Below are 21,112 nucleotides of genomic sequence, written 5' to 3'. Positions count from 1 at the left end.
ATGAATAAACAACATAGTGACATTCTCCAAGGGCAACTGAGCATATTTGATATAGAGCTTAAGGAAGCTGAAAAGCCTAAGGAGGTTATATTCCCAAAAAGAAAAAATTCAAAGAATCAGGGAGAAAGCTTCAGCAATATTATTAATTTATATAAAGCTAGTGCTACAAGAATAGTTAAACAAGTATGTGGAGCATTACTAGTAGAAGTTGAGGATAAGACATTATATTTTAATTCAGCAGGTATAAATGAATTGGAGTTAAAAAAGGATATGGAGCTAATGCCTGCAGATGAAATCTTAGTTGTAAATCAAGATAAAGAAGTTAACGACCTGCAGCTTAAAAAATTAAAGGACATGCATGTTGAAAAATATATTAAGCGTAAAGGTGATGCAAATATTATAATTCCATTTCCTGGGAAATTAATTATTATTAATCCAAGAGGATGGGTTCTGGAATATTTACAAAAACCTATATATCACGAAGATGAGCTTTTTGTTACAGAAATGGCTAAAGAAAATACAGATTTGGCCAATAAAATCATTGAAATGGATATAAATATCACAAAAAGCATGAACAAAAGCTTTGGATCAGAGACCGATGAGGATGAAGAAGCAGTAAAGCTTGAAGTTGGTGATAGGGTTGAATTTAATTATGATGGTCCCCAGGTAGGAAATATTTCTAGTATTTATAACAAGGGTGAAACTGTGAATGTAGTTTGGGACAATAAACATACAGCATTTTATTATAAGAAAGTTAGAAAAATAGGGGTGATATAAATGACACCGCGAGAATGGGCTGGAAAAACAGTTAAGGATTTAGAGGTCAAAAGAAAACTTAAATTAGAAGGTGAAAGACAAGCTAAGAGTTACAGTTTTGAAAATATAGAAAAGGTTAAAAAGAGGTGTAATAGTAGATGAAAGATTTGAGCTATTTAAATGAATATAGAGTCAAACTTAAAGATAACTTTATTGGAGATGAACATAATGGAGTATTTAAGTTAAGAGTATCAGGAAGTCCAGTATGCATAATAGCAAGTGATGGAATGGGTTGGGAACACATATCAGTATCCCATAATAATAGAATACCTAGCTGGGAAACAATGAATAAAGTTAAAGAAATGTTTTTTGAAGATGATGAAGTTGTTATGCAGCTGCATCCGAGCAAAGAAGATTATATAAATAATTTTAATTATTGCTTACATTTATGGAGGCCTATAGGCAAGGAAATACCTACTCCACCTAAAATTTTAGTTTAGAAAGTGAGAATTATTAAATGGGTATTGGATTAGAGATGCATAAGATCTTCCAAGAATACTATGCATTATCAAGTAATGAATACGGAAAAACAATTGTTGGATATGAACCACTTGATGAAAATATAGAACTTCCTAAAGATTCAGACAGGAATACAGCTATTAAAGTTTCATTTAAGAATAGAAGTTGGATAAGAGTTTACAGAATAAGAAATGAAGTTGAGTGGTATTAAAAACTAAAATATTGCAGGATTAACGAACAGAGATTACAAATTGTTAAGGTTGAAACTGCGGGTTTAAATGGGAATAAATACTCAGGTGTATAAGGGATAAGTAGTGGAGAATGTGTAGATTTGACGTAGTAAAGTGAGGTGAAAGAATGTTACAGATACTAGAACTTTTTGGAGGCATAGGAAGTCCACGAATTGCTCTTAGGAACCTTGGAATAGATGTTAAGGCAATAGATTATGTTGAAATAGATGAAAAGGCAGTAAGAAGCTATAATGCAATGTTTAAGAATGAGTTAAAACATAAAACACAAGATGTAAGAGGTTATAATCTTAAGCCGGACATCCTTATACATGGAAGCCCATGCCAAGATTTCAGCGTTGCCGGAAAACAAAAAGGAGCAGATGAAGGAAGTGAAACACGTTCAAGCCTTATGTGGGAAACAATAAATATAATTAAGCAGATGGGTATATGGAAGCCTAAAGTGGTCATTTGGGAAAATGTTAAAAATGTTCTATCAAAGCATATGATAAAAAACTTTAATAAGTACCTGGAGGAAATGCAAAAGATGGGATATACAAATAACTTTGAGGTATTAAATGCAAAAGATTTTGGATTACCACAAAATAGAAATAGAGTTTTTACTATAAGCTGCTTAGACGGAACATTCTTTAATTTTGGGACATTAGAAAGAAAACCAATGAGAAATATAAAAGAATTCCTACAACCTAACAGCGAGGTAGATGATAGATATACTATTAAATCTCCAAGTATGAAAAGTAGAATTATGAAGACAGATAGTAATACTTTTACAGGAATATTAACAATTATAGATCAATATGTAGAATGCATTACAACTAAGCAAGACAGATGCCCTAATAGTGGAATTATACCACTAGATAATGGAGAGTATAGACTATTAACGGAACTGGAATGTTGGAGGTTACAAGGTTATTCAGATAAAGATTTCTACAATGCATTAGAAGCTAATACAGGAATGGAAGGCAAGAAAAATAGTGCATTATATTATCAATCAGGCAATTCAATTCCAGTACCGTTTTTTGAAAGTATATTTAAGCAATTACTTAGTGCGTAATACTTAGAAAAATAAAATAATGTTCTTTGAAAATTGAATAATGCGGTAGAAAAATTATGGTACAATAGAATTGATTTATTTGTCAAATAGGGGGGGATATATGATTCAGTGGTTTTTATCAGATCCAATAATGATGTTAATAACATTATTATTAATTATTAATACAGCATTTTTCATTTTGCGTATGTGCGAGATAAAATTGAACTTACTAATAGCTCAAAAAATTTATAAAGTATTAGAAAATAAAAAATATTTAAAATATCATGGAAAAGCATATGCATTATTTAAAATATTGAAATCTCTGAATGACATTAAAATATACAGTAAATTTCAAGGGTTATCAACAATATTAATAACTTTATCGGGTTGCATAATTTCTATAGAACTTATATATGGAATTATCCATATAGTTATATATGCTGTTAGCGAAAAAATAAATTTAGGTGAAAATGCATGTAACTATTTAAGTTTAACTGTTTTTTTGATGTGTATAGCATATTATCCAGAAAAAGTTGTATTAATGATACAATCTTGTACACTTAAAATTTTTAGGATAACATTAATTAAAATGTCTGAGCTGATAGATGATGTTAACAAAAGTATAATTATATACAAGAAAGCTGTTATATTACTAAGACCCAAGTTATGGATGTATTTTATCTCAATTTTTATGACTGTTCTGAATTCATTAGAAAAAATATCTGGAATGAAAATTTTAAATTATTCTTTATGGTTACAAATAAAACCAATTGTTATAGAAGCAGTTTTTACAATGATAGTAATTGATCGTTTCGTAAATTTATTTAAAAGTGAGTATAAAAAAATTAAATTTGAGGTAAAAGAAATTTCCAATACTGATAGACAATCAGAAATCATTTAAGTGAAATAAAATATTAATATTCAGGATGAAATAATTGATGCCGCATTATTCAATAAAATGAATTTGCGGTATTTTTTATGCTTAAAATACTACACAATACTAAGAAATTATGAAGAAAGAAGGCTAGAATATATGGATAATTATGAAGCTATGTCATATGCAGTAATGGCACTTGATGAATTAATTAAAGAGAATAAGGAGATCTCTCCACAAAAACTTAAGGCTAGAATGACTTATCTTATGGATATGAATTCAGAGTCAGAAATATATAAGAAAGCTCATGAAAAAGGTTTGATGTAGAAACTATTAATTTTATACAAGCAGCAGAATGGTTTTTGGAAGAGCTAAGGATGATTTGAATGAAAAAAGATATTAAATTAAAAAAATAAATTAAAAAAGAGAGCTTTCGCTCCCCTACAACCATATTCATTATATTTTATTTTAAAAGGATTATCAATATATTTAAGGAGGGGCGAAAGCAATGCATGAAGATATAAAACAAAGATTAAGAAACTATAAAAAGATATTAGCTAAGAAGAATGAATATGAACTTAAGATAAAGGAACTTGAAGAAGGTATTGGGATTACAGAAGCTCCACAAGGAGAAGCTACAGGAAAGACTTATAAAATTAGTAGTGTAGCAGAAAACCAAGCGGTAGAGCTTGTGGAGAAAAAGGCAATTTTAGAAAAAATGATTATGAATAATCAAAGAGAATGTGACCACATAGAAAATGCTTTAGAAGCTTTAAGGGAATGGGAGAGACAAGCCATAGAATTAAGATTCATTGAGGAACGAAGAATTGAAAGTGCATGTTATATAATGAATAGAGCTAAAAAGACAATAGAAAAATATATTTCAGATGGTTTAAAGACAATGACAGATATACTGGAAGATGATATTGTCTAAGGGTATCCAAAAACTATCTGAAAATTACTGCAAAAAACGGATTTAAACTGCTTTATAATATAAGGTGTTAACAATTCAACAAAGCATATTATAGAATATGTGTTGGACAAGGTTATTAACCTGTAACCACTCATAAATCCTCAATACCCATTTTATAAAGCTAGCAGAACAAATATCAAGAGTATATAAATGTTTTGTTAGCTTTTTGTATAAGAGCAAAGAGGAATAATTATATTAAATTTATATTTTAATGTCAGAAAATCAGATTTAATAACGAATAGTATAGTGAGTGTGAGTGTGAGTGTGAAAAAACAATAAACATATACCCCTTAACATGTAATTGGATAACACTCCTAATATAAAATACCCTGTAATGTTGAAGTCCTAGGTTTAAACTTGTGACATATGTAGACGATACGGGGTATTTTAAACGTAATAGTTTTTCATAATTTATGCATTGAATATATTAATGTGTATTTGTGTTTGGGAGAAGATAATGTGAGTAATTTAGAATATGTTGAAAAAGCAGTTTATGAAATGAGACAAGAGTTATATGTAATAATAGATAAAAAAGAAAATTTATTAGATATAGAAGTAATTAATGCAAGTCAAAAACTTGATGAAGCTTTGGCTGAGTATAATAATTTACTTAACAAAGTAGAGAAATAGTACATAAAGTAGAGAGTCAGTACATAAAGTAGAGAAGTAGGACATAAAGTTGAGGTTTGAGGGATTCTTTTATATTTATTTTAAAAGAAAATGAAGCATTGTGTATCTACTGGTTTATTTGTAATACTGCATTAAATTTTATATGGGGTGAAGCATATGAGTAATGACGTAAATATAATATTAGAAAAAATAAAGGAAACACCAGTAATACATTCTGGTAAAGAATCAATAGTAACGTTATCTAGCAATGATGTGAAATTTAGTGTTGAGAGCTTTAATGAAGCTATTGAGTACATGTGGGAACATAACTTGGTTAAAATATTAAAAGTAGAACGTATAAGTATCTACATAGTAAAGATATATGTAGATGTTGCTGTGTAAAATTTTTAGAACTCTAAAATTAGGGTTCTTTTTTCATGCAATAAAATAGCCTAAATTTTAAATTCGAATAGAAAGGAGATTTACACATGAGTAAGAGAATGGAAATAAAACTAAATATGAAATTTAACAAAGGAATAGTGGAGTGTGCTAAGTCTCCAGATTTATGTACAGGTTGTAAAGAAGAATGTGAAAAGATGGAATTATATTATTATCAATTTAATGATAGAGATATAAAGGAATGTTTTAAGAATAATGAAAGAAAAATGTAATAGTTAAGTACATAATTATTATGGAATATTATTAGCTTATGGGATAAAATGTAAATACGGGTAAGGAGTAAATTTACATTCAAAGGAGTTGTAAGATATGTTATATCTATATTCAATATCAATAGTATTAAGCTGCATATCCTTGATATTACTTTTAATTAGGGCATTGGTAAATAAGAATAATATAAACTTTAGAAGTAATAAGTGTAATTGGAAGCTATTTATAAGTTTAATAATTATAAGTATTCTGCCAATAATAAATATATTTTTTATGTTTTCAAGTGTATATATTTCAATATTAATGAAAAATGAGAAATTTATACAATTAATGAATGAATAGCTTTAGAAAAATCTAAGGCTATTTTTATTGTGTTTGTATAGAATATGAGTGGAGCGAGGTGGTGACAATGAGAGATGGCTAGACAAAGAAGTCCTGCAAGAGATGAAGCAAAGAAATTATATTTAGATTCTAAAGGCAAAATGAAATTAGTTGATATAGCAGCTAGTTTAAATATAAAAGATTCTCAGGTCAGAAAGTGGAAATCACAGGATGAATGGGAACGAGAATTAAAAGGAGCGTTACCAAAAACCAATAGTAACGTTACTAATCAAAAAGTAACTAAAAAGAATAGTAATAAAGAGCCTATTGCAGATGAAGTTAAAGAGGTATTAGAGAATACTGAACTTACTGATAAGCAAAGGCTTTTTTGTTTATATTTTATTAAGAATCATAATCAAACCCTTTCTGCAATTAAAGCGGGATATGTACCAGAAAGAGCACATATAACAGGTAGCGAGTTAGTAAGAAATAGTAAGGTTGCAGCTGAATTAAGAAGGCTTAAAGGGAAAATAACAGAAGAATTGTATCTTGATGCTATGGATGTACTCAATATGTATATAAAGATAGCCTTTGTGGATCCAACAGAATATTTAGCATTTGGGCAAAAAGAAGTTCCAGTAATGACTATGTATGGACCATTAGTAGATAAAGAAACTAAAGAAACAGTAATGAAAACTGTAAATTACGTTGACTTTAAAGAAAGCTCTATGATTGATGGTACTGTAATCAGCGAAGTGAAGCAAGGCAAAGATGGTGTATCTATTAAGTTTGAAGATAGAATGAAAGCATTAGATAAGCTATCAGAGTACTTTGATTTATTCCCTGATAAATTTAAGAGGCAAATCGAAGAAGAAAAAGTTAAAATGGCCAAAGAAAAGATTGATTTTGAAAAGAATAAAACTCTTAAGAATGATGAACCAATACAAATAGTGATAAGAAGAAAAGAGCGTGAGGATTAATGGAAATTGAAAGAGAAATCAATCCTCATTTTGAAGATTACTTATTTGATTGGGACTATAAATTTTATTTTTTAGTTGGTGGTTATGGATCAAGTAAATCTTATAATACTGCATTTAAAATAATTCTTAAGTTATTAGATGAGAAGAGAACAGCGTTAGTAGTTAGAGAGGTTTATGATACTATCAGAGATTCGTGCTTTTCATTATTTGATGAAATAATAACTGAAATGGAGCTTGATGATAGAATACGTTGTGTTGTATCTCCAATGCAAATAAGATTTCCTAATGGTTCAAAGATAATATTTAAAGGAATGGATAAGCCAGCTAAATTAAAATCTATTAATAACGTTTCTATTGTGTGGATTGAAGAATGTTCAGAGGTAAAATATGCTGGATTTAAAGAGTTATTAGGTAGATTGAGGCACCCATTTTTAAAACTTCATATGATACTTACCACTAATCCAGTATCAAAGAACAACTGGTGTTATAAGCATTTCTTTATAGACAAAAAGAAAAAACTATTTATCTTAGATGATAAGGAATTATATAAAAAAAGGACAATTATAATAAATAATACATATTATCATCATAGTTTAGCCGATGATAATTATTTTTTGCCTAAATCTTATATAGAGCAGCTAGATGATTTAAAAACATTTGATATTGATTTATATAGAATTGCTAGAAGAGGGCAATTTGGGGTTAATGGTAGAAAAGTATTACCACAATTTGAACGCAGACCTCACTATGAAGTATTAGATATGATGCATAAAATTAAGAAACCATTGCACAAGGTCGGAATGGATTTTGGATTTGAAACTTCATATAATGCCATTGTTAGGCTTGTTATAGATGATGAAAATAAGATTCTGTATATATATTGGCAATATTATAAAAACCAAATGACAGATGATAAAACTGCAATAGAGATAGCAGAATTTAAAAATACACAGGAATTAATTAGAGCAGATAGTGCAGAACCTAAGACAATTAAGTTCTACCAACAAGAGGGATTTAATATGAGAGGTGCTAAAAAGTTCCCAGGTTCAAGATTGCAAAATACCAAGAAAGTTAAGAGATTTAAAAAGATAATTTGTTCTGAAGATTGCCAAGATGTTATTGATGAATTAGAAGATTTAACATATGCGATTGATAAGGATGGAGAGTTAATTGAAGATGAATTTGCAACAGATCCACATACATTTAGTGCTATCTGGTATGGACTTGATGGATATGAAGTATCTGACTTAAAAGAGCATAAATATGATGATTCAGTATATGAAAAAGGTAAGGGTGTTGCTAATAAAACTAGTGATCCTTATAAGAGAGGAGGTACAGTATTCTAATGTATTTTGATTATGATAATAGCAATGGTAACAGTATAAAAAATACATTGCTTAATCTGCCTGATGCAGAAAGGCATGAAAGAGAATTAATTAGAAAAGATTATATATTCTATAAAGGTAAGTGCATAGTTCCAATAGATAAAGTTGGAGAAGATAAAGCATTACTTGGTCAGAATTGGGAAATCAATGATAATTGTGATTATAAACCTACCCAAGATATAAGGAATAAGATTAAACCATTATTAAGAAAACAGGCTAGATGGATGTTTGGTGTTGAACCAACAATCAAACTTAAATCAGATGATAAAGAAGATAAGGATCAATGCGAAGAACTTAGAAAATTTATTGAAGATGTATTAGATGATAATTCTTTCTGGCCAACAACTAAAAAAGCATTTCTAGAAGCTACAATTAAAAAGAGAGTTCTACTTAGAGTAGAAGCTAACCCTAATTCTCCATTGGTCATTAAATATGAATCAATAGAGAATTTTTATTATAGGGAGAAAAACAGAAAGCTCTTATATGTTGTATTTTTCGAAGAAGATGAAGAGAATGTATATAGAGAAGCGGATACAGAAAAAATTTATTATATTCATACTTATTACTACAAATTTACTGAAAAGAAGGAACGTCAAGCATGGTATAAGAAAGAAACTTATTTTAATGCAGAATTACAAAAAGATTTAACAATAGAACAGGATACTGGATTTATTAATATTCCATGTTGGTTAATAAAGAATAGTGGAGAATTAAATGATTCATTTGGTGAATCTGATGTAGAAGAATTAATGGATACTCAAACTCAATATAATAAAACTATTTCAGATGTTAGAGATGCATTAAGATTTCAAATGTTTGGTGCTGAATCTATTATTGATGGGAATATGGATGATGTGAGTAAACTTACTGTAGCTCCTAATGCAGTACATGCTATTAGAACTAGAGATGAATTAGCTGAAAGTGGTAAACAAGCTTCAATGCAAAGACTAGAATATAATATGGGAAACAGTGCTGCTATTGAAGCTTATTTAGATAGAGCAGATGCTGATATGAATGTTACTATGGATATGCCACAATTAAAAGATTTAAATAATATTCCATCAGCTAAAGCCATGGGGTATTTATATAATGATTTAATTGCAAGATGTGATGATAAGTGGAATGATTGGACTCCAGCTTTTATTGGATTATTTGAATTTATTAAAGAGGTTGGTTCAATTTGTTATCCAGGTTTATATAACAAGGCATGGAATCAATTAAAATATAGCACCTTACTTGAACATAATTATCCATTACCTTCAGATACAGAGGAAAAGAAAACAACTGCAATGAATGAAGTTGATCATGGAGTAAGATCACATCAATCTTATATTAAAGATTTCTCTGAATCTGAGAATGCAGAAGACGAATGGAATGAAATACTACAAGAAAAAACTGCATTAACAGCAGCTGAAAATGAACAATTTAATACTGAATAAATTTATGGTATAGTATCCCCAAATAAGGTGGTGATTAGTTGAATGAGTATTTAAAATTGGTTGAAGAAGCTCAAAAGAAGAGGTTAGATTTAACTCATAAACAAACTTATAGAATAAGGAAACTATATAGAGAGATAGCACGAGAACTTGAGAAAAAAATCAAGCAAGTATCTAAAAATAGTTTAACTGAAAGGTGGTTAAAGGATTATCAAAAGCAGTTCAAAAATGATATAAAAGAATTAAATAAAATACTAAGGCTGGATATAGAGGAATCTATGCTAAAAAGCGCTCGATATTCCGCTAGCATCCAAATTGATTTTTTTAATTTAATTGATATGAAGTATGGATTAAATACTAAAGAGTCTTTTTCTAATATGTTCTCTAAAATTCCCAAAGAAGCATTAAAAGAACTTATTAATGGAGATTTTTATAAAGATGGAAAAGGACTTTCAAAGAGACTTTGGTTTAATGAAAAAAAAGCTAATGCAGAATTTGACTACATACTTCAAAAAGGGTTGACGGAAAAAAAGAGTATATATGATTTAGCTAAGGATTTATCAAATTATGTTAATCCTGATGTTGAAAAGAATTGGGACTTTAAAAGAATTTATCCAAGTGTAGGTAATAAAAAAATAGAATATAATTCTTTTAGGCTTGCTGTAACTTCGATATCACATGCTTATCAATTAGGCTTACAAAGATCCTGCAAAGCTAATCCTTTTGTAGAAGGTATACAATGGCACACAAGCAACTCACATAGAGGGCCATGTGCATTATGCCAAAGCAGAGAAGGTGAAATATATACTCCAGATACATTACCTTTGGATCACCCAAATGGAATATGTTATTTTACACCTGTTATAACTAAATCTATGGAAGACATAGGCACAGAGCTACATGAGTGGTTATATGGAGATAATAATTCTAAATTGGATAATTGGTATCAAGAATATGGAAAAGAATTTGTTTAATAAGTCTTAGAGATAAGGCTTTTTATTTTCGCCTTTTATGATTATACATAAGGCGTTAAAGAATGGATTAATTAGTCTATGGCGCAGATACAACTTGACTAACAAGTATATTCGATATTAAGGAGGAAAAATAACAATGGCAAAGTTAAAGGAAATTATCGGAGAGGAACTATTTAAGCAGCTTCCAGCAGATAAGCAAAAGGAATATGAGGCTAAGGATTATGAAGATGTTTCTAATGGTGCTTATGTTCCTAAAAAACGATTTGATGACGTTAATGTTGAGGCTAAAGATTATAAAAAGCAAGTTGGAGAAAGAGATACTCAAATTAACAGCTTAAAAGAGGAATTTAAAGATACTGCAGGATTAAAAGAAAAACTTGAAATTCTTGAGAAAGATAATAAGACTCAAAAGGAAACTCATGAGAAACAATTATCTGCAATTGCTTTCGATAATGCTTTAGAAAAAGGTTTAGGAGCTTATAGCATTAAAGACAAAGTATCCATTATGGCACATATTGATAAAACTAAGCTAAAAGTTGATGGAGATAATGTCATAGGTCTTAAGGAACAAATGGAACCACTTCAAAAGTCACACGATTTCTTATTTGAAAAAGAGATTAATGGAACAGGTGTATTTAATACTGGTGGAAATAATGAACAACATAAAGATCCAGTAGGTAAAGAAGATATTGCAGTAATTTTGGGAAAACAACAAGCAGAAAACATGAAAGGAAATAGTGGCTTTGATAAATTTATAGCCAAATAAGAGGAGGAATAAAAAATGAAACAAACTTCAAAAACTATTTATGGTGAACAAAGTAACATAATGCTTGACACAAGTGAGTATGACACATTGCCATTGAAAATTAAAAAACTAGACGTAAAAGACTTACTAGATGTCAATGAGGTATTAAAGGCAGGAATATTACTTACTAAAGATGGCAAAAAAGTTACAACAACATCCACTACAACAGATGCACATTGTATTTTAAAGAATGATCTAGATTTTAAAGGATCTATGTCACCAGACAGCAATCCAGATAATGCATGTGAAGTAGGTTCAGTATTAATAAGAGGAAATGTTATTGAGTCTGCAATTAAACTTAATGTCACAAATAAAGAAATAGAAAAAGTTGCATTAAAGCATATTTATTTTGGAGAATAAGGAGGAAAACAATATGATAGATTTAAAAGACTATGTAAATCCAGTTAAAATCGCAATGTATGTAAAACAATTACCTGTTGAAGACACACTTGATAAAACACTATTTCCTAACAAAAAGGTTGATGGCACAGAATTTGAAATGGCAAAAGGTGCTAAGAAGAAAGCCATAGCATTAAGACAATCTGCTTTTGATACTAGAGCTAAGTTAAGAAGTTTAAATGCTAAAGTAGATACTAATACTAAAGAAATTCCATTCTTTAAAGAAGGTATTACAGTAAATGAAAAAGATAAAAGAAAATTAATGGATTTAAAAGCAGCAGGTTCAGACGATAGAGCAAATTTTGTATTAAATGAAATATATAAAGGTCATGCAGAATTGGTTGAAGCAGCAGAAATAGTAGCAAAAGGAATGAGAGCGCAAGTTATCCAAAATGGTACTATTGTATATTCAAGTAATCCAGCAGACGGAAACGTCATTGTTGATTATGGAGTACCAAGCAATCATAAAATTACATTAACAGGCACTGATAAATGGACAGATCCTTCAGCTGATATTTATGATGATATCGTAGCTTATAAAAAAATATTAACTGATGAACATTATGCAGCACCAAATACAATGCTAATGACAGAAGTGACATTCATGAATACTATTATGAAAAATACTACTATTACTAATGATATTAAGAACAGTAATTTAAATACTACAAGAATTTTAGCTGAATCTGATTATTTAACTTTCTTAAAAGAAAGATTAAAAATGTCAGTTGTATTTGAAGAAACTGTAACATATTGCCCATATAAGGGTGCATCAGAAGTTCCATATTATGATGATTATAAAGTTACATTTATTAATTCTACTAACTTAGGAGATACTTTGTATGGTGTAACACCAGAAGAATATGATCTTTCAACTAGAAACAACAAATATCCTACAGTCATTTATGATAATAGAATTGCAATTAGCACAGAGGAAATATTTGACCCTTGTACAACAAACACTAAAGTATCAGTAATGCCTATTGTAAGTTTTGATAAAGCAGACGAAGTATTTTTTGCGACAGTTGGTTAAGTTAATCTAGAGTAGCCTTAATTGTAGCTACTCTATAATTATATATAAGATAAAGAGAGGATGATGTAAATTATGGCAACAAAAAATTTAGATAAAGCATCAACAGAAGAAAAAACTTTCAAAGCAACAGCAAAACAGTTTATAAAATATGGTGGAGAACATTTAAAAGCTGGAGATAAATTTCAAGTTAAAGAATCAGATGTAAAAGAATTAAATCAATATGCTGAAATAGAAATTTTGGAAGAAAAGGAAAATCAAAATCCTGATGGAGAAGGTGGCCAACAAGGAGGGAATGGGGGTGAATAGTCATGTATGAACCTTTAGAAATATTAAAATTTAATCTTCAGGAAAGAGAATACCCATATTTCTTAGATTCTGAATTGCAATTATTGATGGAAACCAACAATAATGATGTTGCTAAAGCTAGTTATAAAGGTTGCTTATTAAAAGCATCAGCAGACGATGCCATGGAAGTATCCGGAATAAAGCTTAAATCAAATAGAGAATATTGGTTAACACTTTCTGAAACTTTTAAAACTGAGATAACTCCAATCGTTACAACGGTGAACACTGGTTATGTGACAAGTCGAAAGAGAGTTGATGGATGCTAAATGGGTGGAATTAATAGATCTAAAATAAGCTTAACAATATATAATCAGCTTGAAAAAAAGGGGTTATTAAAAAGTATAACCGTCTTAAGGGATGGAAAAAGCGCCTTTAAAGAAAAATATAGCGATCTATATGTTTGTACAATAAATGCTTATTATCATAAAAATGATTTTAAGTTAACATTAGAAAATGGTGATGCTGCCACAGTTAATCGAGGTAATGAAGATAAATTATTAGTTACCTTTGGTGATGAAAGCAAGAAGATCAAGCAAGATGATTATTTCACTTTGAGTAATGTTAAGTACAAAATAATAGATTTAGGGAATGTTGAAGATATAACTTTTGACATGTCTTTGGAACGGGTGTGATCGAATGAGACTAGATATTGAAGGTGTATTAACTGGATTGGCAGAGCTAGGCACAAGATCCACGGTGGCAATGAAACTATATGGAGATGCCGCCGGAAAAAAAATTGAAACTCATGCAAAAAATAATGCTCCATGGACGGATCGAACTGGATTGAGTAGAAAAACAATTCAAGGCGGCAGCCAAATGGAAGGTAATAAGTGTGTAGTATATGTTGCGGGGAATACCCAACAAATGCCGTTCTTGGAATTATGTCATGATAAAAGATATGCGACATTGCAACCGGCGATCGATGCACTTTCTCCGGAGATCTTAAGAGGAATGAATAATCTATTGGGGAGGTAATTAGATGGGTGCTTTTAGTTATGTTGCGCCAGGTGATACATTGGAAACATCATTGATCAATGATACTGTACCGGAAACCTTATGGCAAAAGATCTATTTGAATTTTACAAAGCTTGGTTATGAAGTATATTCGCCAGGTCAAAAGCGAGATAAATGCCAAAAAAGTTATGTGGTAATTAAAGAGAATGGTGTTGTTGCTATGGTTGGAAATGTGGCCGGATACAAACTATTTGACATTATAATTTATCACCCTATGGATACTTATTCAACTATGGAGCCGTATGTGGAAAATATAAAAGAGGCAATAAAGTTAATTGATGAGTTGCGACCTACTGGTAATGAAACGCCTCCGATAATTGATAGTGAGGTTCAAGGATACACCACAAGTGTAACTTATCAACAATTTAAAAGATTAAGGAGGAATTAAGATGGCATTAGGAAAATCATTGGTTAATGTAGTTAAGTGTCTTGTTACTAATGAAAAGACAAAAGAAGTTTTTGACATTGGTGATACAGCCAGTGATATTGACGTTGAGCCGATATTAAGTGCTGGTAAGAGGGATATATTAAGAGTTAAAAACAAGATTCTTGGAATTAATGAAACTGAGGATATTGTGATTGGTTATAAATTAAAGTTAAAAGATAATACTTTTAACATTGATGTAATTGCACTAGTTGATGGGGGTACGATCTCCGGATCTCATTACATATCAATACCAGCCGGACAAGTAGTTGAAAAAGATCTATTTACTTTAACTGTGTATACTGAGGAAAAAGATTATAGCAGAACAACCGGTTATACTGTTTTTACTTGGAAACATTGCAAAGGTAAAGTACCAAAGTACAAGATCAAAGACGGTGACTTTATCGTTCCGGAATTTGAGGCTGAATCGATCCCGTTTAGAGGTGAAACGGCCGTTGATATTGATAGTGTTACGACATTGCCTGGAACCGTTACACCCTAGTACCCCACCGGCAGATGGTGGGAGTGTAAGCGGGATACCTGGAGTAGTTGGTGGAACTGTAACAGATAGCAACTCAGATGTAGGTGTTAGTATTACTACCAATATAAAATGGACATTTGCAAAGGCTATTAATCAAGATGAGGTGGAACATACAAACTTCATGGTAACTAAAGTATCTGATTCGAGTGCCGTCGAGGGTACATTAACTATAGATGATACTAAAAAGATCGTAACATTTATACCTAATGGAATAGCTACAAACACAACATATGCTGCTATAGCGGAACCAGTATTGTTATTGGATGGCAGTGGATCAACAACGGCTATAAGTGTTAAATTTACAACTTTATAAATGAGAGGAAGATTTTAAAATGAATGTAACAAACTTAGAACAATTAAAAATAATGGCTGAATGTGATATTATTGAGTTACCAAGATTTAAAGATGATATTCCATTTGTAGTGAAAGTTAAAAGAACATCATTACTTGGATTAATTAGAAAAGGTGTTATTCCTAATACTCTTTTAAGTGCTGCTGAAGAACTATTCTACGGTAAAAAGGCTAGTAAAGGTGTTGATCTTGATCAGTTAACTAACGTAATGTTTGTAATGGCTGAAAATGCACTTGTGGAACCATCAATTGAGGATCTTAAAAGCGTAGATTTAGAGTTAACGGATGAACAATTAGTTGCACTATTTAATTACACTCAAGAGGGGTTAAAGGCGGTACAGAAGTTTCGTACAGAGTCCACGGATAATGTCAGTGCTGACAATGTCGAAACACTTCAAACAGATGCCGAGTCAAATAATAAATCTAACTAATGAATATGAGGCATTTTGTTTTGATGAAGCATGTTCATATATATTAAATGAACTTGGTAAAGAAGATGCAAAAGAACCTAAGTTTGATGTTGATGTTCCAAATAACAATGATGATCTAATCGACTTTTTTAAATTTAACAATAATCAATAAGGATGTGATTGAACATGGCTACAGTTAAATACAAAGTAGTTAAATGTGATGAATGTGACCACTCATTTAAATTAAAACCCAAAATATTAAAAACTGAGATAGTTGGCGAGAGTGTTGAAAGATCTTATTTTTGTTGTCCTAAGTGTACACATAAATTTATAGTTATGTACCAGGATCAAGAATTTAAAAATAATTTAAATGAAATGGAGCAGATCAGATCAAAAGCATCTGAATTAAGAGTTAATGATTTGCGATATGTGCGATTATTAAATGAATATACTCGATTACAACAAAGAAATTTGGAATTATCAAAACAATATAAGAAAATTTATGGATCATAGAAATATGATCTTTTATTTTGCTCAAAAAAGGGGGTGAGATAATAAATGTCAATAAATGTTGGAACAGCTATAGCCTACTTGGAAATGGATATGTCAAGCTTTAAAAATTCTATAGCAAGTGCGGGAGCAGATCTTAAGAATTTTGCAAGTGAGGGCGGTTTACAAAACGTAACAAATGCCATGAATAGTGTGGGTAGTGAGTTGACAAAAAAAGTTACACTACCTATAGCCGGTATAGGTGCTGCTGCTGCTAATGCGTCAATGGATTTTGAGGCCCAAATGTCAAAAGTCAATGCAATTAGTGGTGCCACCGGTGAAGAAATGAGTAAGCTTAAAGACCAAGCAATTCAACTAGGGGCGGACACAAATTTTAGTGCATCCGGTGCGGCTGAGGGTATGGAACTATTCGCTTCAAGTGGATTTAAAGTTAATGATATTATGAAAGCTATGCCTGGAATACTGGATACCGCAGCTGCCGGAGGCGTAACTATTGCACAAGCCGTAGATGTTGCTGCAAGTTCTTTAAATGGGTTTGGTATGAGTGCCGATCAAGTTGGTCATATAGGTGACGTACTCGCAAAACTTGCGGGTGATACTAACGCCGAAATACTGGATACGGGTGAGGCGATGAAGTACATCGCTCCTGTATCTAAGGCATTGGGTGTTAGCTTTGAAGATACCGCAGCATCAATTGGACTTCTCTCTAATTCTGGAATTAAGGGAACTCAAGCTGGAACTGTGTTAAGAGGTGCGTTGACTAATCTTGCAAAACCAACCGATACTGCCGCAGCATTAATGGACAATTTAGGCATGAAATTTTTTGATGCTAACGGAAAAATGCTACCAATGACAGATATTTTAACAGTTTTAAGGGATAAAACCGCAGATTTAACACAACAAGAAAAGGCAGCAGCCTTTGCCCAAATATTTGGAAAAGAGGCAATGTCCGGAATGTTGGCCATGGTAGATCAAGGGCCGGATAAATTCGATGAATTAAGTAAGTCATTAACTAATTGTGATGGTTCATCGAAGAAAATGGCGGGTACAATGCAAGACAACTTAAAAGGATCTATTGAAGCAATGAAAGGATCTATTGAAACCGCAGCTATAAAAATAGGTGATGTATTAGCACCTATGATTAGAAGTTGTGCGACTTGGATTGCCGATCTAGTTAATAAATTTAGTGCGTTACCCAAACCAATGCAAGAGTTTATTGTTAAAGTTGCCCTAGTTGCAGCAGCAATAGGCCCGGTGTTAATCATAGTGGCAAAGTTAATCGAAAGTGTACGAACAGTAATGAGCGTATTCAATGGTCTTAAAACCGCAGCAAGTGTATTTTCAATGTTACCGGCCATAATAAACCCGCCAGTATTAATAATCATAGGGATTATAGCATTAATAGCAGCCATAGTATATGTAGTTATAAAGAATTGGGATAGTTTGAAAGTTTATTTTCAAGCTTTTTTTGATTTCTGTAAAAACTTATTTAATAAATTATGGGAGTTTTTCAAATGGGTGTTTGGTGGTATAGCCGATTTAGCCGAATCAATAGGAAACACAATTGGTTCAATGATAACCAAGATAGGTGAATTTTTTAAGAATGGCATTGAGGGTTGGAAAGCAATATGGACAGATCTAATATCTTTCTTTAAAGGTGTTGGTGGTTGGATTGTTGATGGCTTAGTTGGTGGACTTGAAAAAGGATGGGACAAAATATTTGAAGTATGCGGAAAAATAGTACGTGGTATAAAAAGTGTTTTCACTAATGATAGTGATGGACTAGGTATTCATTCACCATCTAGAGTTTTCAATGAATATGGTATGAACATTGGTGATGGGTTAGTTGGTGGTGTTGATAAGAAAGAGGAATTAATTACTTCTAGATTCGCAAACCTAGCTACTAAAATACGAGGGTTGGGGAACGTTGAGCCCAACTTTGATGGGTTGAATAATACTGATCTAGCCGGTGCGGGTAGTGGATCAAAAACTATGCTTTCTGCACTAGGTGGCAATTCAAAGCAGATGAGTTATTCACCTAATATAACAATGCATGTATCTATTGCTGATACTGGTGAAAAAGGTACTGCACAACTTACAGACGAGGTTAAGAGTATGGGCAAAGCTGCTTTCAAGAATACTATAGTCGATGAGTTTATGAGTGATGCATTAAGATTATAAAGGAGTGATAATTGATGGCAAAAGCATATGGAGTTACCGAGGATTATTTAGATGGACTCACTCTAAAATATGAGGATGGTTCGGAGGTTGTGGCGGTAATAACTAATTACACTCCGGCATTACCATCTTTTAAGCTTATAAAAAATAAACCACTAAAGGGCAATACTAGATTTCAAAATATCAAGGGTAAAAATGACACTAAAATAAAATTTAGTGTTGTTTTTGATATATCCACACATGGTAAAGATTCTTATAAAAAATTTCTAGCACACGCCGGAGTAGATCTATTTACCTTTATTGATGAATGGAATTATACATATACCGGTAGAATCCAAGAAAGTATGTCCTTGGATATGCCCATAGAGGGTGATATATATTACATTGGTGTTGACATGTTTTGTAATTGCGAGGTAAGCGGTTTATGATGAATGATTATAAAGTATTAAATCAACGTAAAAATGGTAATAAAACAATATCATCACCAAATGATATTTCACAATATATTCTTAATATTAATGTTGATCGAAGATCTGGCACAAATATAAATGAATGTAAGCTAACTTGTGATGGTATACCGTATATTAATGGTGTTCCACTAGTTAGAAAATCTATAACAAATAGCAGAAATGTGATCACCGATCCAATGGATAAAATGCAGATTTTAATTAATGGTAAAATTCAATTCACTGGTTGGTTAGTTAACTATAAAATTTCAAGTGATAATCAGCAAGTGGAATTAACTTTACATGACAATGGAATCATACTGAAAAGGGGATTAAATGCCCACCCGATGCCCAAAGTAACATACAAAGAAGTTTACAACACAACAGTAATTGCAATGTTAGCGGGAATTGTAGGGGTTACGGTCAATTTAGATCCTAAAGTGATTGAAAAGGCCGTGTTATTAAAAGAGTATACCATTGAAAATGGTCAAAATATATATGATGCCATAGTAGAACTATGTAAGAGTTTAGATGCCGTTATTATGGCCCAAAAAGACGGAACTATGATTGTAAAACCGGTATATTTAGAGTATACAAGTGGATTTGATTTTAAATATGATGAGGTTGAACATATCACCGCAGCATCTACAACTATATCCACATCGATGTTAAAACCCACAATTTTAGTTAAAAACGAAAGTGATGAAAAAGCGAAAAAATCTTGGGTTTTTACCGATAAGGAAATGTTAAATTATTTGAACAGTTGGGACGATGTAGAGGTTATTGATTCAGATCTAGCAATAAATAAAGATGTGGCCCGAAACATGGCCCATGAAAGAATTTGTACAATGTGGCGAAGTGCCACAACGCAAGACATTGTTGCCGCTGACGGTAATATCGATATGGACGTAGACAAGGTTATTCAAACCACTATAGATGATGATACCGATGTTTATAGGGTAATTGGAATGACCACTGTATTTAATGAAGATGAGGGGTTTATAGACCAGTTAACACTGGAATGTATTCATCCTCATAATGTTGAGTTCTTGGGCGATATGATCGATTGCAAAGGCATGAGGGATGCAATCGTGGCCCAAGCCATAAAATATGTAAATGTTCCATTTCACCCCGACATGTATTATAGGACAGATGAGGGAGAATGGGGCATGAAGGACGAGGCATTAATAACACACACGTTAATTGATGTTGGTATAAAAGGGCCGGAAACATTGACCACATCTCAACCCACTATTAAAAACGAGTGGTGTTATTCCATTACAAAAGATCAGTTGCAAGCGGGGGATATTGTGACATGGCCCAACGATCAAAAAGAAATGGGATTTTACATTGGAAATAATAAAATAATTGAGGTGTGGGGTAGTGTCATAAGTAATATGACACCAACGGCCATGAAATATAAGGGATATTTTGTAAAAGTTATTTTAATGGATGATGCTTTTGGAGTTGTTAATCCGGAGTGTTGGAGATTGAAGGAGTTGGAATCTTGTGGGTAATTATTTTAAAGACTTTATGCAACCAGTTAAAACTATATTCGATAGATTGGATCAACAAAAGAATAAAAGGGTAATTATAAACGGTAACGATGGATCAAGAAGTGGTACTGACGTAGTACTACCGTTTTATCCGGATTTACCGGAATATCCTTGTAAGCTTATTCGTGGAGCAGATGGTAAGGTTACAGAGATTCAATATGGTGAAGATCCAAGAGGCTATATTTGGCGGCAGATCCTTCACCGGTATCCAGATGGTAAAGTTGATTATATAAAACAGGAGAATCCCGATGGTTCCTTTGACATAGTACTCACAAGGAATATTGACAATAAGGTTGAAATAATAAATATAGATTAAAGGCAGG

Annotated in this window: 32 protein-coding genes; all 32 read left to right on the top strand. The window is 31.6% G+C overall.

What is annotated here, in order from left to right; translation table 11 throughout:
• The 32 genes from psyc5s11_RS15225 to psyc5s11_RS15070 all read left to right on the top strand — a co-directional run bounded on the left by psyc5s11_RS15225 (nt 1) and on the right by psyc5s11_RS15070 (nt 21,105).
• Nucleotides 1–777 carry a hypothetical protein gene (locus psyc5s11_RS15225; RefSeq protein ID WP_224033357.1) on the top strand — a complete coding sequence of 259 codons (777 nt, stop codon included), beginning with the start codon at nt 1–3 and terminating at the stop codon, nt 775–777.
• Nucleotides 778–918, top strand: coding sequence for a transcriptional regulator (locus psyc5s11_RS15220; RefSeq protein ID WP_224033356.1), 141 nt, complete (start codon nt 778–780; stop codon nt 916–918). It abuts the gene before it with no gap.
• Nucleotides 915–1,256, top strand: coding sequence for a DUF7694 domain-containing protein (locus psyc5s11_RS15215; RefSeq protein ID WP_224033355.1), 342 nt, complete (start codon nt 915–917; stop codon nt 1,254–1,256). Before psyc5s11_RS15220 ends, psyc5s11_RS15215 begins: the two co-directional genes overlap by 4 nt.
• A gap of 17 nt (nt 1,257–1,273) precedes the next feature.
• The gene (locus psyc5s11_RS15210) at nt 1,274–1,486 is read left to right on the top strand and encodes a hypothetical protein (RefSeq protein ID WP_224033354.1); all 213 of its coding nucleotides are present in this window, start codon (nt 1,274–1,276) and stop codon (nt 1,484–1,486) included.
• Nucleotides 1,487–1,632: 146 nt separating this feature from the next.
• Nucleotides 1,633–2,577 carry a DNA cytosine methyltransferase gene (locus psyc5s11_RS15205; protein ID WP_224033353.1) on the top strand — a complete coding sequence of 315 codons (945 nt, stop codon included), beginning with the start codon at nt 1,633–1,635 and terminating at the stop codon, nt 2,575–2,577.
• A gap of 100 nt (nt 2,578–2,677) precedes the next feature.
• Nucleotides 2,678–3,457: a hypothetical protein gene (locus tag psyc5s11_RS15200; RefSeq protein WP_224033352.1), complete on the top strand. Its 780-nt coding sequence runs from the start codon at nt 2,678–2,680 to the stop codon at nt 3,455–3,457.
• Nucleotides 3,458–3,589: 132 nt separating this feature from the next.
• Nucleotides 3,590–3,757: a hypothetical protein gene (locus psyc5s11_RS15195; RefSeq protein WP_224033351.1), complete on the top strand. Its 168-nt coding sequence runs from the start codon at nt 3,590–3,592 to the stop codon at nt 3,755–3,757.
• Nucleotides 3,758–3,938: 181 nt separating this feature from the next.
• Nucleotides 3,939–4,364 (top strand): RNA polymerase sigma factor, encoded by a 426-nt coding sequence (locus tag psyc5s11_RS15190; RefSeq protein ID WP_224033350.1) that lies wholly within the window; start codon nt 3,939–3,941, stop codon nt 4,362–4,364.
• 498 nt (nt 4,365–4,862) lie between these two features.
• A complete protein-coding gene (locus psyc5s11_RS15185; RefSeq protein WP_224033349.1) occupies nt 4,863–5,033 on the top strand; it encodes an aspartyl-phosphate phosphatase Spo0E family protein in 171 nt (56 codons plus the stop codon).
• A 156-nt stretch (nt 5,034–5,189) separates the two neighbouring features.
• A complete protein-coding gene (locus tag psyc5s11_RS15180) occupies nt 5,190–5,414 on the top strand; it encodes a hypothetical protein (RefSeq protein ID WP_224033348.1) in 225 nt (74 codons plus the stop codon).
• 86 nt (nt 5,415–5,500) lie between these two features.
• The gene (locus psyc5s11_RS15175) at nt 5,501–5,683 is read left to right on the top strand and encodes a hypothetical protein (RefSeq protein WP_224033347.1); all 183 of its coding nucleotides are present in this window, start codon (nt 5,501–5,503) and stop codon (nt 5,681–5,683) included.
• A gap of 414 nt (nt 5,684–6,097) precedes the next feature.
• A complete protein-coding gene (locus tag psyc5s11_RS15170; protein ID WP_224033346.1) occupies nt 6,098–6,982 on the top strand; it encodes a terminase small subunit in 885 nt (294 codons plus the stop codon).
• The gene (locus psyc5s11_RS15165; RefSeq protein ID WP_224033345.1) at nt 6,982–8,328 is read left to right on the top strand and encodes a PBSX family phage terminase large subunit; all 1,347 of its coding nucleotides are present in this window, start codon (nt 6,982–6,984) and stop codon (nt 8,326–8,328) included. Before psyc5s11_RS15170 ends, psyc5s11_RS15165 begins: the two co-directional genes overlap by 1 nt.
• Nucleotides 8,328–9,806, top strand: a complete 1,479-nt coding sequence (locus psyc5s11_RS15160) for a phage portal protein (protein WP_224033344.1) — start codon at nt 8,328–8,330, stop codon at nt 9,804–9,806. Before psyc5s11_RS15165 ends, psyc5s11_RS15160 begins: the two co-directional genes overlap by 1 nt.
• Nucleotides 9,807–9,844: 38 nt before the next feature.
• Nucleotides 9,845–10,777, top strand: a complete 933-nt coding sequence (locus psyc5s11_RS15155) for a hypothetical protein (RefSeq protein WP_224033343.1) — start codon at nt 9,845–9,847, stop codon at nt 10,775–10,777.
• Between the two features lie 136 nt (nt 10,778–10,913).
• Complete coding sequence (locus psyc5s11_RS15150) at nt 10,914–11,543, top strand: phage scaffolding protein (protein ID WP_224033342.1); 630 nt, start codon at nt 10,914–10,916, stop codon at nt 11,541–11,543.
• Nucleotides 11,544–11,558: 15 nt separating this feature from the next.
• Complete coding sequence (locus psyc5s11_RS15145) at nt 11,559–11,942, top strand: hypothetical protein (RefSeq protein ID WP_224033341.1); 384 nt, start codon at nt 11,559–11,561, stop codon at nt 11,940–11,942.
• Nucleotides 11,943–11,955: 13 nt separating this feature from the next.
• The gene (locus psyc5s11_RS15140; protein ID WP_224033340.1) at nt 11,956–13,014 is read left to right on the top strand and encodes a major capsid protein; all 1,059 of its coding nucleotides are present in this window, start codon (nt 11,956–11,958) and stop codon (nt 13,012–13,014) included.
• Nucleotides 13,015–13,086: 72 nt separating this feature from the next.
• Complete coding sequence (locus psyc5s11_RS15135; RefSeq protein ID WP_224033339.1) at nt 13,087–13,320, top strand: DUF7210 family protein; 234 nt, start codon at nt 13,087–13,089, stop codon at nt 13,318–13,320.
• A 2-nt stretch (nt 13,321–13,322) separates the two neighbouring features.
• Complete coding sequence (locus psyc5s11_RS15130; RefSeq protein WP_224033338.1) at nt 13,323–13,625, top strand: hypothetical protein; 303 nt, start codon at nt 13,323–13,325, stop codon at nt 13,623–13,625.
• On the top strand, nt 13,626–13,991 hold the full coding sequence (locus psyc5s11_RS15125) for a hypothetical protein (RefSeq protein ID WP_224033337.1): 366 nt from the start codon (nt 13,626–13,628) through the stop codon (nt 13,989–13,991).
• Between the two features lie 4 nt (nt 13,992–13,995).
• Entirely contained in the window at nt 13,996–14,334 is a 339-nt protein-coding gene (locus psyc5s11_RS15120; RefSeq protein WP_224033336.1) for a hypothetical protein, read from the top strand.
• 4 nt (nt 14,335–14,338) lie between these two features.
• Nucleotides 14,339–14,761 carry a hypothetical protein gene (locus psyc5s11_RS15115; RefSeq protein ID WP_224033335.1) on the top strand — a complete coding sequence of 141 codons (423 nt, stop codon included), beginning with the start codon at nt 14,339–14,341 and terminating at the stop codon, nt 14,759–14,761.
• A gap of 1 nt (nt 14,762) precedes the next feature.
• Nucleotides 14,763–15,299, top strand: coding sequence for a hypothetical protein (locus psyc5s11_RS15110; RefSeq protein ID WP_224033334.1), 537 nt, complete (start codon nt 14,763–14,765; stop codon nt 15,297–15,299).
• Complete coding sequence (locus tag psyc5s11_RS15105) at nt 15,253–15,651, top strand: Ig-like domain-containing protein (RefSeq protein ID WP_224033333.1); 399 nt, start codon at nt 15,253–15,255, stop codon at nt 15,649–15,651. The genes psyc5s11_RS15110 and psyc5s11_RS15105 overlap by 47 nt, the downstream gene beginning before the upstream one ends.
• Nucleotides 15,652–15,670: 19 nt before the next feature.
• The gene (locus psyc5s11_RS15100) at nt 15,671–16,120 is read left to right on the top strand and encodes an esterase (protein WP_224033332.1); all 450 of its coding nucleotides are present in this window, start codon (nt 15,671–15,673) and stop codon (nt 16,118–16,120) included.
• Nucleotides 16,092–16,271 carry a hypothetical protein gene (locus psyc5s11_RS15095; protein WP_224033331.1) on the top strand — a complete coding sequence of 60 codons (180 nt, stop codon included), beginning with the start codon at nt 16,092–16,094 and terminating at the stop codon, nt 16,269–16,271. The genes psyc5s11_RS15100 and psyc5s11_RS15095 overlap by 29 nt, the downstream gene beginning before the upstream one ends.
• Before the next feature lie 14 nt (nt 16,272–16,285).
• Nucleotides 16,286–16,612 carry a hypothetical protein gene (locus tag psyc5s11_RS15090; RefSeq protein WP_224033330.1) on the top strand — a complete coding sequence of 109 codons (327 nt, stop codon included), beginning with the start codon at nt 16,286–16,288 and terminating at the stop codon, nt 16,610–16,612.
• 45 nt (nt 16,613–16,657) lie between these two features.
• Nucleotides 16,658–18,790 carry a phage tail tape measure protein gene (locus tag psyc5s11_RS15085; protein WP_224033329.1) on the top strand — a complete coding sequence of 711 codons (2,133 nt, stop codon included), beginning with the start codon at nt 16,658–16,660 and terminating at the stop codon, nt 18,788–18,790.
• Nucleotides 18,791–18,804: 14 nt separating this feature from the next.
• Entirely contained in the window at nt 18,805–19,215 is a 411-nt protein-coding gene (locus psyc5s11_RS15080; protein WP_224033328.1) for a hypothetical protein, read from the top strand.
• On the top strand, nt 19,212–20,750 hold the full coding sequence (locus psyc5s11_RS15075; RefSeq protein WP_224033327.1) for an NlpC/P60 family protein: 1,539 nt from the start codon (nt 19,212–19,214) through the stop codon (nt 20,748–20,750). The genes psyc5s11_RS15080 and psyc5s11_RS15075 overlap by 4 nt, the downstream gene beginning before the upstream one ends.
• Nucleotides 20,743–21,105: a hypothetical protein gene (locus tag psyc5s11_RS15070; protein WP_224033326.1), complete on the top strand. Its 363-nt coding sequence runs from the start codon at nt 20,743–20,745 to the stop codon at nt 21,103–21,105. Before psyc5s11_RS15075 ends, psyc5s11_RS15070 begins: the two co-directional genes overlap by 8 nt.
• Nucleotides 21,106–21,112: the final 7 nt, after the last annotated feature.

Source organism: Clostridium gelidum, assembly GCF_019977655.1.
Classification (GTDB): Bacteria; Bacillota; Clostridia; order Clostridiales; family Clostridiaceae; genus Clostridium; species Clostridium gelidum.
This window is presented reverse-complemented; position numbering and strand designations above follow the sequence as displayed.

What these genes read in the sequence shown, in the direction of transcription:
- psyc5s11_RS15140 (WP_224033340.1), top strand. Translation starts at nt 11,956, where the DNA reads ATGATAGATTTAAAAGACTATGTAAATCCAGTTAAAATCGCAATGTAT.
- psyc5s11_RS15095 (WP_224033331.1), top strand. Translation starts at nt 16,092, where the DNA reads ATGCCGAGTCAAATAATAAATCTAACTAATGAATATGAGGCATTTTGT.
- psyc5s11_RS15090 (WP_224033330.1), top strand. Translation starts at nt 16,286, where the DNA reads ATGGCTACAGTTAAATACAAAGTAGTTAAATGTGATGAATGTGACCAC.
- psyc5s11_RS15160 (WP_224033344.1), top strand. Translation starts at nt 8,328, where the DNA reads ATGTATTTTGATTATGATAATAGCAATGGTAACAGTATAAAAAATACA.
- psyc5s11_RS15205 (WP_224033353.1), top strand. Translation starts at nt 1,633, where the DNA reads ATGTTACAGATACTAGAACTTTTTGGAGGCATAGGAAGTCCACGAATT.
- psyc5s11_RS15125 (WP_224033337.1), top strand. Translation starts at nt 13,626, where the DNA reads ATGGGTGGAATTAATAGATCTAAAATAAGCTTAACAATATATAATCAG.
- psyc5s11_RS15165 (WP_224033345.1), top strand. Translation starts at nt 6,982, where the DNA reads ATGGAAATTGAAAGAGAAATCAATCCTCATTTTGAAGATTACTTATTT.
- psyc5s11_RS15075 (WP_224033327.1), top strand. Translation starts at nt 19,212, where the DNA reads ATGATGAATGATTATAAAGTATTAAATCAACGTAAAAATGGTAATAAA.
- psyc5s11_RS15200 (WP_224033352.1), top strand. Translation starts at nt 2,678, where the DNA reads ATGATTCAGTGGTTTTTATCAGATCCAATAATGATGTTAATAACATTA.
- psyc5s11_RS15180 (WP_224033348.1), top strand. Translation starts at nt 5,190, where the DNA reads ATGAGTAATGACGTAAATATAATATTAGAAAAAATAAAGGAAACACCA.
- psyc5s11_RS15120 (WP_224033336.1), top strand. Translation starts at nt 13,996, where the DNA reads ATGAGACTAGATATTGAAGGTGTATTAACTGGATTGGCAGAGCTAGGC.
- psyc5s11_RS15130 (WP_224033338.1), top strand. Translation starts at nt 13,323, where the DNA reads ATGTATGAACCTTTAGAAATATTAAAATTTAATCTTCAGGAAAGAGAA.
- psyc5s11_RS15225 (WP_224033357.1), top strand. Translation starts at nt 1, where the DNA reads ATGAATAAACAACATAGTGACATTCTCCAAGGGCAACTGAGCATATTT.
- psyc5s11_RS15190 (WP_224033350.1), top strand. Translation starts at nt 3,939, where the DNA reads ATGCATGAAGATATAAAACAAAGATTAAGAAACTATAAAAAGATATTA.
- psyc5s11_RS15195 (WP_224033351.1), top strand. Translation starts at nt 3,590, where the DNA reads ATGGATAATTATGAAGCTATGTCATATGCAGTAATGGCACTTGATGAA.
- psyc5s11_RS15175 (WP_224033347.1), top strand. Translation starts at nt 5,501, where the DNA reads ATGAGTAAGAGAATGGAAATAAAACTAAATATGAAATTTAACAAAGGA.
- psyc5s11_RS15080 (WP_224033328.1), top strand. Translation starts at nt 18,805, where the DNA reads ATGGCAAAAGCATATGGAGTTACCGAGGATTATTTAGATGGACTCACT.
- psyc5s11_RS15210 (WP_224033354.1), top strand. Translation starts at nt 1,274, where the DNA reads ATGGGTATTGGATTAGAGATGCATAAGATCTTCCAAGAATACTATGCA.
- psyc5s11_RS15115 (WP_224033335.1), top strand. Translation starts at nt 14,339, where the DNA reads ATGGGTGCTTTTAGTTATGTTGCGCCAGGTGATACATTGGAAACATCA.
- psyc5s11_RS15135 (WP_224033339.1), top strand. Translation starts at nt 13,087, where the DNA reads ATGGCAACAAAAAATTTAGATAAAGCATCAACAGAAGAAAAAACTTTC.
- psyc5s11_RS15100 (WP_224033332.1), top strand. Translation starts at nt 15,671, where the DNA reads ATGAATGTAACAAACTTAGAACAATTAAAAATAATGGCTGAATGTGAT.
- psyc5s11_RS15085 (WP_224033329.1), top strand. Translation starts at nt 16,658, where the DNA reads ATGTCAATAAATGTTGGAACAGCTATAGCCTACTTGGAAATGGATATG.
- psyc5s11_RS15145 (WP_224033341.1), top strand. Translation starts at nt 11,559, where the DNA reads ATGAAACAAACTTCAAAAACTATTTATGGTGAACAAAGTAACATAATG.
- psyc5s11_RS15110 (WP_224033334.1), top strand. Translation starts at nt 14,763, where the DNA reads ATGGCATTAGGAAAATCATTGGTTAATGTAGTTAAGTGTCTTGTTACT.
- psyc5s11_RS15170 (WP_224033346.1), top strand. Translation starts at nt 6,098, where the DNA reads ATGGCTAGACAAAGAAGTCCTGCAAGAGATGAAGCAAAGAAATTATAT.
- psyc5s11_RS15220 (WP_224033356.1), top strand. Translation starts at nt 778, where the DNA reads ATGACACCGCGAGAATGGGCTGGAAAAACAGTTAAGGATTTAGAGGTC.
- psyc5s11_RS15215 (WP_224033355.1), top strand. Translation starts at nt 915, where the DNA reads ATGAAAGATTTGAGCTATTTAAATGAATATAGAGTCAAACTTAAAGAT.
- psyc5s11_RS15150 (WP_224033342.1), top strand. Translation starts at nt 10,914, where the DNA reads ATGGCAAAGTTAAAGGAAATTATCGGAGAGGAACTATTTAAGCAGCTT.